This window comes from Terrisporobacter muris, from assembly GCF_024621905.1.
In the GTDB taxonomy this organism is placed as follows: Bacteria; Bacillota; Clostridia; order Peptostreptococcales; family Peptostreptococcaceae; genus Terrisporobacter; species Terrisporobacter muris.
On sequence record NZ_JANKBY010000138.1, the window covers coordinates 1 to 9031 of the forward strand.

General features: G+C 29.9%; 7 protein-coding genes. All 7 read left to right on the forward strand.

Annotation, left to right across the window (positions count from 1 at the left end):
• Positions 1-188 precede the first annotated feature (188 nt).
• The gene (locus tag NSA58_RS11370) at positions 189-701 is read left to right on the forward strand and encodes an adenine phosphoribosyltransferase (RefSeq protein ID WP_039679459.1); all 513 of its coding nucleotides are present in this window, start codon (positions 189-191) and stop codon (positions 699-701) included.
• 75 nt (positions 702-776) lie between these two features.
• Positions 777-2984 carry a RelA/SpoT family protein gene (locus NSA58_RS11375; RefSeq protein WP_039679460.1) on the forward strand — a complete coding sequence of 736 codons (2208 nt, stop codon included), beginning with the start codon at positions 777-779 and terminating at the stop codon, positions 2982-2984.
• Positions 2985-2993: 9 nt separating this feature from the next.
• The gene (gene dtd, locus NSA58_RS11380) at positions 2994-3443 is read left to right on the forward strand and encodes a D-aminoacyl-tRNA deacylase (protein WP_039679461.1); all 450 of its coding nucleotides are present in this window, start codon (positions 2994-2996) and stop codon (positions 3441-3443) included.
• Between the two features lie 13 nt (positions 3444-3456).
• Entirely contained in the window at positions 3457-4074 is a 618-nt protein-coding gene (locus tag NSA58_RS11385; RefSeq protein WP_039679462.1) for an MBL fold metallo-hydrolase, read from the forward strand.
• Between the two features lie 34 nt (positions 4075-4108).
• Positions 4109-5581, forward strand: a complete 1473-nt coding sequence (hemZ, locus tag NSA58_RS11390) for a coproporphyrinogen dehydrogenase HemZ (protein WP_039679463.1) — start codon at positions 4109-4111, stop codon at positions 5579-5581.
• Entirely contained in the window at positions 5571-6833 is a 1263-nt protein-coding gene (hisS, locus tag NSA58_RS11395) for a histidine--tRNA ligase (RefSeq protein ID WP_039679464.1), read from the forward strand. Before hemZ ends, hisS begins: the two co-directional genes overlap by 11 nt.
• Positions 6834-6923: 90 nt before the next feature.
• On the forward strand, positions 6924-8708 hold the full coding sequence (aspS, locus tag NSA58_RS11400) for an aspartate--tRNA ligase (protein ID WP_039679465.1): 1785 nt from the start codon (positions 6924-6926) through the stop codon (positions 8706-8708).
• Positions 8709-9031: the final 323 nt, after the last annotated feature.

Consider the following 9031-nt stretch of genomic DNA (forward strand, 5'->3'; position numbering starts at 1 on the left):
TTATAATACTTAAAGTTTTTAAAGAATTAAATTTATTGAATTTTGAAATTAACTATGAAGAAAATACTATAGCCATATATTTATTAGAAAAACCTGATAAAAAGCTTAATTTGGATGAAAGTGTAATACTTAATAATCTAAAAGAATTAAAACAAGAGTATGTAAAAAGCCATTAGGAGGAGTTTTAAATGGATTTAAAACAAATAGTAAGAGTAATTGAAGATTTTCCAAAGGAAGGAATAAGCTTTAAAGACATAACAACATTATTACAAGATGGTAAAGCACTTAAATTTGCAATTGATGAAATAATAGCAGATTTAAAGGATAAGGAAGTTGATTTAATTGTAGGACCAGAAGCAAGAGGATTCTTAATGGGAACACCGGTTGCTTATGGTATGGGAATTGGTTTTATACCAGTTAGAAAACCTGGGAAATTACCATGGGAAGTTGAAGGTTATGAATATGATTTAGAGTATGGTTCTAATAGACTAGAAATACACAAAGATGCTATTAAGCCAGGGCAAAAGGTTGCAATAGTAGATGATTTATTAGCTACAGGTGGAACTATGGAAGCAGCAGCTAAACTTATAGAAAAGCTAGGCGGAGAAGTGGTTTCAATGCAATTTTTAATAGAATTAGAAGACTTAGACGGAAGAGCAAAATTAGCAAAATATAATGTTAATTCTCTTATAAAATACTAGACAATAATAATAGTTGGTTTTTACCAACTATTTTCATATATAATAAAATTTATACTTTAGAGAATAGGTGGTTATATGCATGATAAGGAATTACAGGAGATTCTAGATAAAATAAAAGAATATGCTCCTAATACAGATACTACTCTTGTAGAAAAAGCTTACTATTTGGCAAAATCTGCCCATGAAGGTATCCTAAGAAAATCAGGTGAACCTTATATAATTCATCCAATAGCTGTTGCAAATATTCTTGTAGATATGGAACTTGATATAGAAACTATATCAGCAGGACTTTTACATGATGTGATAGAAGATACGGACTATACTTATGATGATATAGAAGAAATGTTTAGTAAGGAGATTGCTGATTTAGTTGATGGGGTTACAAAACTTGGTCAAATTAAATATCAATCAAAAGAAGAAACGCAAGCTGAGAATTTAAGAAAAATGTTTTTAGCCATGGCAAAAGACATTAGGGTAATTCTTATAAAGTTAGCTGATAGACTACATAATATGAGAACTCTAAAATATATGCCAGAAGAAAAGGCTAAATATAAAGCAAAAGAAACTTTAGAAATCTATGGTGGAATAGCTCATAGGTTAGGAATCTCTAAAATTAAATGGGAATTGGAAGATTTAGCACTAAGATATATAGACCCAGATGGATACTATGACTTAGTAGATAAAGTTTCTATGAAAAGAAGTCAAAGAGAAGAATATATAAGCAGAATAGTAAATTTATTACAAGAAAAGTTTAACGAAGTTAATATAGATTGTGAAGTTTATGGAAGACCAAAGCATTTTTACAGCATTTATAGAAAAATGAAAAATAAGCATAAGACTTTTGAAGAAATTTTTGATTTAACTGCTGTTAGAATAGTCGTAGATACAATAAAGGATTGTTATGCAGTTCTCGGTATGGTTCATACTTTATGGGTACCAATGCCAGGAAGATTTAAAGACTATATAGCAATGCCTAAAGCTAATATGTATCAATCTCTTCATACTACAGTAATTGGACCAGAAGGTGAGCCTGTAGAAATTCAAATTAGGACTCATGAAATGCATAATATTGCCGAATATGGTATAGCAGCTCACTGGAAATATAAAGAAGGTACAATGAGTAATGATGAAAAGATGGAAGAAAAATTAAAATGGCTAAGACAAATGATGGAGTGGGAAAAAGATGTAAAAGATCCTCAAGAGTTCTTAGATTCATTAAAAGAAGATGTATTTAATAGTCAAGTTTATGTATTTACTCCTAAGGGGGACGTTATTGAGCTACCAGCGGAATCTACACCAATAGATTTTGCATACAGGGTTCATAGTAAGGTAGGAAATAAATGTGTAGGAGCTAAAATAAATGGTAGACTAGTTCCTATTGATTATACATTGCAAAATGGGGAAATTGTTGAAGTCATTACATCATCAAATTCAAATGGACCGAGCCGTGATTGGTTAAAGATTGTTAAAACTCCAAATGCAAGAAATAGAATAAGACAATTCTTTAAGAAAGAAAGAAGAGAAGAAAATATTGAAAGAGGATATGAAATATTAGAAAAAGAATTTAAAAAATATGGTATTCCTTTAAAAGACTCTTCTATAGAAAAGTTTATGGAACAAATAGCAAAGAAATTTAATCAACCAAGCTTGGAAGATTTTATTGCAACTATAGGATATGGCGGAATAGTAGTTAGCCAAGTTGTTCCAAAGGTTAGAGATTTTTACCTTAAAGAAGAAAAGAAAAAAGAAAAAGAAAATAGACAAAAAGAAAATGAAGATTTATCAAAATATAATATAACTGACAAGGAATACAAGGAAAAAAGAAAGAAGAGTAGTTCTGGGGTTATAGTAAAAGGTCTAGATAATATACTTGTTAGATTTGCTAAATGTTGTAATCCATTACCTGGAGACGAAATAGTAGGATATGTTACGAAGGGTAGAGGTGTGGCGATACATAGATCAGATTGTCCAAACTGCCAAATGAACGATGAATTTTTCAAGAAAAGACTTGTAGATGTAAGTTGGGATGCTCCTAAAAAGTCTAAATTTGAAGGCGAAATTAAAATTATTGGAACAGATAGAAAAAGTATGCTAAATGATGTTATTCATACAATAGCGATGCAAAAACTTAATATAAATGGAATTAATGCAAGAAAATCAAAAGACGAAATGACTCAAATTAACTTATTAATTGAAGTAAATGATATTTCTGAACTAACAAATTTAATGAAAAAAATTAAGTCTATACCTGGTGTAGATGATGTTTTCAGGGTAAGAAATTAGGAGGAAAATATGAGAGCAGTTGTACAAAAGGTTTCATCTTCCAAAGTAACAGTAGATGAAGAAGTTGTTGGACAAATAAATCAAGGACTAATGGTTTTACTTGGAGTTACTCATGATGATACATCAAAAGATGTTGATTATATGGTAGATAAAGTAACTAATTTAAGAATATTTGAAGATGAAGACGGAAAAATGAATTTATCATTAAAAGATGTTGATGGTGAAGTTTTAGCCGTTTCTCAATTTACACTTTATGGGGATGCAAGAAGAGGTAGAAGACCTAGCTTTTCTGATGCAGCAAGGCCAGAAGTGGCAAATCCTTTATATGAAGAATTTGTTGAAAAAATAAAAAAACAAGGGATTAATGTAGGCACAGGACAGTTTGGAGCTCATATGATGGTTGATTTAACTAATGATGGACCTGTGACTATATTACTAGAATCAAGAAAAGAATTCTAAGGAGGGGGAAGCTATGATATTAGAAAAAATCGTTGAAAGTCGCATGGGTGAAAATACTTATGTAGTTGGAGACGAAAATACAAAAAAATGCATTGTTGTTGATCCAGGGGTAAATCTTGTTGATATAATGAACTTTGTAAAAAGACAAAATTTAAATGTAGAATATATTGTACTAACTCATGGTCATGGAGATCATATAACAAATGTTTTAACTTTAAAAGAAGCAACAAATGCTAAAATAGTAGCCCATGAAGAAGAGAAAGAAATATTAATAGATAAAAGAAAAAATTTAAGTGCTTCACTTCCTTCAAATACTGTGGAATTAGATGCTGATATATATGTTAAAGATAATGATACATTAAAAGTTGGAGATATGAAATTAAAATTTATTCACACTCCAGGGCATACTCCAGGAAGTATGTGTATAAAAATTGATAAACATATGCTTACAGGAGATACTTTATTTGCGGGGAGTATAGGAAGAACAGATTTTTATGGCGGTGACTATAAAAAAATGGAAAAATCATTAAAAAGATTACAAAATCAAGATGATGATATAACGGTTTATCCAGGTCATGGTCCAAATTCTACTTTAAAAATAGAAAAAATGACAAATCCTTTTATGAGATAAATACACTTGCGAGGATTTCAAAAGGAGCTAGAAAATGATAGGTATTGTATTAAAAGGTCATGATTTTAAATATGAAGTAAGCGAACTAGTTAAACTTTTTACTTCAGAGCTTAGATTCATTGACGAAAGAGATTGCATGATGGTTGTAGAGAATACTTTATTTTCTCATAATAACAATATTTTTTCCAAAACTGTTTATTGTGAAAATTATGGAGTAATATATGAACATGTAGAACATAGAAGCTTAGAGGGGTTAAGTAAGAGAGAAGAAAAAAAGGTTATAAAGGAAACTATAAAAAGGAGTATGTTCAAAATTCTAGAAAAGAAGTTTAAGATTACTCCACCATGGGGAATACTTACAGGTATAAGACCTGTAAAAATAGTACATTCACTACTTGATGATAATTTTAGTGATGAAGAAATAAGAGAAAAATTAACTAGAGATTATTTTATAAGTGATGATAAAATTGATTTAGCTCTTGATATTGCAAGAAGAGAGCGAAAATTCATATACCCAATAGATGAAAATAAAGTATCTTTATATGTGAGTATTCCATTTTGCCCTACAAGATGTTATTATTGTTCATTCCCTGCGAACTCTTTAAAGCAATTTGGAGGATTAAAACCTACATATGTAGCTAAATTACTTGAAGAAGTCGAAGGTGTAGCTAAGTTATTAGAAGAACAAAATAAATCAATAGAAACTTTATATATTGGTGGAGGTACTCCAACTACTTTAACTCCTGATGAAATGGATACTTTAATAAAAGGACTATTTGAAAGATTTGATTTAAGTGAAATCAAAGAGTTTACAGTAGAGGCAGGAAGACCTGATACTATAAATAGAGAAATGTTAGAAGTCTTAAAGAAAAATAATGTAGACAGAATAAGTATTAATCCACAAAGTATGAATGATGAAACTTTACAAAAAATAGGTAGAAATCATAGTATACAAGATATAATTGACACATTCCATTTGGCTAGAGAAGTCGGATTTGATAATATCAATATGGATATAATACTAGGGTTAGTAGATGAAGATTTAAGTATGGTTAGAAATACTTTAGATAAAATAAAAGAGCTATCTCCAGAAAGTCTAACTGTTCATACCTTAGCAGTAAAAAGAACATCAAAGCTAAAAGAAAATCTAGAAGATTATGAACTTGCTCAGTATGAAGAAATGGTAAAAATGATTAATTTAGCTAAGGAATATGCAGAGGATATGGGATTAAACCCTTATTATATGTACAGACAAAAACATATGCTAGGTAATCTAGAAAATATAGGTTATGCTAAAGAAGGTTATGAATGTATTTATAATATGCAAATTATGGAGGAAAAACAAAGTAATTATGCATTAGGGGCTGGTTCTATAACTAAATTTGTATATCCTGATGAAGATAGGATTGAAAGGGTAGAAAATGTCAAGAATGTAGAACAATATATTCAAAGAATTGACGAGATGATAAAAAGAAAGTATGAGGAGGTAGAGAAAAATGCTAAGTAAAGCGCCAAGAGGAACAAGAGATATATTACCAAAGGAAGTCTATAAATGGCACTATGTTGAGAAGAAATTCAGAGAAATATGTGCATTATATGGATATGAAGAAATGAGAACTCCTATATTTGAGCATACAGAAGTTTTCACAAGAAGTGTTGGTGACACAACAGATATAGTTCAAAAAGAAATGTATACTTTCACTGATAAAGGTGATAGACAAATAAGTTTAAAACCAGAAGGGACTGCTGGAACTATCAGATCATTTATAGAAAATAAATTATATGCTGATACACAACCAACAAAATTATTTTACATAACTCCATGCTTTAGATACGAAAGACCACAAGCAGGAAGGCAAAGACAATTCCACCAATTTGGTATTGAGGCACTAGGAAGTGATACACCATCAATAGATGCAGAAGTTATATCTTTAGCAGTGCAATTCTTTAATGAATTAGGACTTAAAGATTTGTCAGTAAACATAAACTCAGTAGGATGTCCTGTTTGTAGAGAAGAATATAACAAAACTTTAAAAGCATATTTAGATGCTAAATCAGATGTATTATGTGAAACTTGTTTAGAGCGAAAAGACAAAAATCCAATGAGAGTTATAGATTGTAAAAACCCTACATGTAAAGCAAATATAACAGACATACCTTTCATGATAGATCACTTATGTGATGATTGTGAAAATCATTTTGATAAATTACAAGAATACTTAAGAGAGATGGATATAAAGTTTGTAGTTGATAAAACTATAGTTAGGGGACTTGACTACTACAGAAAAACTGCTTTCGAAATAATATCAAATGATATAGGATCACAAAGTACAGTTTGTGGCGGAGGAAGATATGATGGTCTAGTTGAACAATTAGGTGGGCCAAAAGGAATTAGTGGTATAGGATTTGGGCTTGGAGCAGAAAGATTATTATTAACTTTAGAAAATAATAATATAGAAATAGAAAATCCAAAATCTACAGATATATACATAGCAACAATAGGAGATACAGCTAAAACTAAGAGTTTTGGTTTAATAAAAGAACTAAGAGATAATCACATAAGCGCTGATATAGATCACTTAGGAAAAAGCTTAAAAGCTCAATTTAAATACTCAGATAAAATAAATGCTAAATATACAATAGTTATAGGTGATGACGAGTTAGCTAATGATGCAGCAACTCTTAAAAACATGGAAACATCAGAACAAACTACTGTAAAACTTAGTGAATTAGTAAATGAGTTAAAAAATAGATTATAATTAAAATTGACATAGAATATAAGGTGAAAAGAGATGAATATTATCATTCAATCTTTCACCTTTTAGTGCGTAAATGACGAAGGAGGAAATATGGAGAACTTAAAAGGATTAAAGAGAACTCATTACTGTGGTGATTTAAGAATTGCCAATGTGGGTGAAGAAGTAGTTTTAAATGGATGGGTACAAAAGAAAAGAAACTTAGGTGGATTAGTATTCGTTGATTTAAGAGATGTTAGAGGAATAAGCCAAATAATATTTGATACAAATGTAAGTGAAGAAGCATTTAATAAAGCTGAAAAATTAGGTTCAGAATATGTTGTTGCTGTTAAAGGTATAGTTAGAGAAAGACAATCTAAAAATCCTAACATGGCAACAGGAGATATAGAAATAGAAGCAACTGAACTTAGAATTTTAAGCAAATCAGAAACTCCACCAATATATATAAAAGATAATGATAATGTTTCTGAAGATTTAAGATTAAAATATAGATTCTTAGATTTAAGAAAGCCTTCTATGCAAAATAATTTAATATTAAGAAGTAAAGTTGCTAAAATAGTAAGAAATTACTTAACAGATAACAACTTTGTAGAAATAGAAACTCCTTTCTTAATAAAACCATCTCCAGAAGGTGCTAGGGATTACTTAGTACCAAGTAGAGTTAATCCAGGTAAATTCTACGCATTACCACAATCACCACAATTATTTAAACAATTATTAATGGTAAGTGGTATGGATAGATACTTCCAAATAGTAAAATGTTTCAGAGATGAAGATTTAAGAGCTGATAGACAACCAGAATTCACTCAAATAGACTGTGAAATGTCATTTGTTGATGAAGAAGATGTAATGGGAATCATGGAAAAAATGCTTCAAGAAATATTCAAAGAAGTATTAGATGTGGATGTTCAATTACCTATCCAAAGAATGACTTATAAAGAAGCTATGGATAGATTTGGTTCAGATAAACCAGATACTAGATTTGGATTAGAATTTGTAAATATATCTGACATAGTTAAAGAATGTGGATTCGGAGTATTTGCTAATGCTGCTTCTGATGAAAAAGGTAGTGTTAGAGGTATAAACGTTAAAGGTGGAGCTGAAGCCTTCTCAAAAAAAGGAATGAAGAAGTTAGAAGAGCATGCTAAGCTTTACAAAGCTAAGGGTCTTGCTTGGATAAAATTAACTGAAGCTGGAATAGAATCTCCAATAGCTAAATTCTTCTCAGAAGAAGAAATGAACGCTATATTAGAAAAAATGGGAGCAGAAGCTGGAGACTTATTATTATTTATAGCTGATAAAAATGCTGTAGTTTATGATGCATTAGGCCAATTAAGACTTGAAGTTGGTAGAAAACTTGACTTAATGGATAAAAATAAATATAACCTATTATGGGTAACTGAATTCCCATTATTCGAAAAAGACGAAGAAACAGGAAGAATGATAGCAATGCATCATCCATTCACATCTCCATTAGATGAAGACGTAGAAGGATTAACTGGTGAAGATAAAACTAATTTAAGAGCTAAAGCTTATGATATAGTATTAAATGGATATGAACTAGGTGGAGGAAGTGTTAGAATATCTAATGCGGATATCCAAAAGAAAATGTTTGATGCTATAGGAATAAGCGATGAAGAAGCTAATGATAAGTTTGGATACTTACTAGAAGCGTTTAAATATGGAGTTCCACCACATGCTGGATTAGCATTTGGATTTGATAGATTAATGATGCTGCTTACAGGAGCTGATAATATTAGAGAAGTGATAGCATTCCCTAAAAATCAAAATGCTATATGTCCAATGACAAATGCTCCAGGAGTAGCTGATGATGCTCAATTAGAAGAATTAGCTATAAAAGTTGATATAGAAGAGTAATTTTTATTAAGTAGAAAAGAGGATTTCTTATAATAATTTTTAATTAGAAGAGATATCCTCTTTTTTTACATATAAAGAAATTATATTGATCTCAAATCTGTGAAAAACTTATGAAACTAAACCTAAAATGTTAATGGAACAGGGATTACATCATTTACAGAGGATGGTACAGTAACAAATATCTTCATTATAAAATTAAGGATGTTAGCTTAAAATTAAGCTAGCATTCTTTTGTTATTTTGAATTTTTAAGTGAGTTTTATTTTTTACTAATTGGGTACTAATAAAAAGAATAGTAAAATTTTAATATAAAAAAGATGATAA

Coding starts and splice junctions, on each gene's coding strand:
- dtd (WP_039679461.1), top strand. CDS start 2,994: ATGAGAGCAGTTGTACAAAAGGTTTCATCTTCCAAAGTAACAGTAGAT.
- NSA58_RS11375 (WP_039679460.1), top strand. CDS start 777: ATGCATGATAAGGAATTACAGGAGATTCTAGATAAAATAAAAGAATAT.
- NSA58_RS11385 (WP_039679462.1), top strand. CDS start 3,457: ATGATATTAGAAAAAATCGTTGAAAGTCGCATGGGTGAAAATACTTAT.
- hemZ (WP_039679463.1), top strand. CDS start 4,109: ATGATAGGTATTGTATTAAAAGGTCATGATTTTAAATATGAAGTAAGC.
- hisS (WP_039679464.1), top strand. CDS start 5,571: ATGCTAAGTAAAGCGCCAAGAGGAACAAGAGATATATTACCAAAGGAA.
- NSA58_RS11370 (WP_039679459.1), top strand. CDS start 189: ATGGATTTAAAACAAATAGTAAGAGTAATTGAAGATTTTCCAAAGGAA.
- aspS (WP_039679465.1), top strand. CDS start 6,924: ATGGAGAACTTAAAAGGATTAAAGAGAACTCATTACTGTGGTGATTTA.